General features: G+C 35.2%; 1 protein-coding gene. It reads right to left on the bottom strand.

Annotated features, from left to right (window positions below; genetic code table 11):
• Positions 1-361: IS256 family transposase (locus M3191_RS18210; RefSeq protein WP_002504252.1), on the bottom strand; the 361-nt coding region annotated here is incomplete at its 3' end.
• Positions 362-512: the final 151 nt, after the last annotated feature.

The following is a 512-nucleotide window of genomic DNA, read 5'->3' as shown; positions in this document are numbered from 1 at the left end:
ATACTTTACGAGTTGAAACGCCTGATACATACATTTCCAACATTGAAGCCATGAGGGCTTTTTCGTTTCGTTGATAACGTTCAAACACTGTGGGTGAAAAATGGCCATCACGTGTTCTGGGTACTTTTAATTCTAGCGTGCCTACACGTGTCGTAAAGCTGCGCTCATAATAGCCATTTCGTTGACTTTGTCGGTTTTCTGTTCGTTCATATTCTTTTGCTTGAATATATTCTGTTCGTTGATTTTCCATTAGTTGATTAAATACCGTTGTTAAAATATTTTTAGAAACGTCATCCTTTACAGAATATTCAATAATGCTTTGAATCTCTTCGCTTTTCAGTGTAAAATGTACTTGGGTCATGTAAAAGTCCTCCTGGGTATGTTTTTGTCGTTAAAAACATTGTACCGTAAAAGGACTGTTATATGGCCTTTTTACTTTTACACAATTATACGGACTTTATCAATTCTTTGCTATATTTTGGAGCCCATTGATATTTTATGTAGTCTCTTTC

Source organism: Sporosarcina luteola (assembly GCF_023715535.1).
GTDB classification, from domain to species: Bacteria; Bacillota; Bacilli; order Bacillales_A; family Planococcaceae; genus Sporosarcina; species Sporosarcina luteola_B.
This window is presented reverse-complemented; position numbering and strand designations above follow the sequence as displayed.